Annotated in this window: 1 protein-coding gene; it reads right to left on the reverse strand. The window is 64.7% G+C overall.

Annotated features, from left to right (window positions below):
* Nucleotides 1-341, reverse strand: a 341-nt coding sequence (locus tag AC1D0P_RS32435) for a hypothetical protein (protein ID WP_477680472.1), incomplete at its 3' end; no start/stop codon positions are given.
* Between the last annotated feature and the right edge of the window lie 19 nt (nt 342-360).

Here is a 360-nt window from a genome sequence, read left to right on the forward strand (position 1 = left end):
GAGTCGTGCGTGCAGCCGATGCCGTCGCAGAATGCGGCGCGATTCCAGGTCAAACCGGCAAGCCGTGCGGATTTTCCACCAAGCATGGAGAGCTGCATCAGGGCTGCGGCGGAATCCACGCTGGCGACCATCAACGTGGCGCCGGCGTCACGCGCCTCACTCGCCTCGGCCACAGACAGAGCCATGTCGCAGCGCTGCAGGTCCTCCGGTCCCCGACAATCCGCCAGCAGGATGCACGTCGTCCCGGAGGCAACGGCAGCGGCGACATCCGATTCGAAACCCTCGTCGCGGAGACTGAGGACCGGCATCGTCAGATTGGCCTCTTCGTCCCAGAACACCACGAGATGACAGGTTCTTGGC

This window comes from Polaromonas sp. P1_G2 (genome assembly GCF_056405515.1).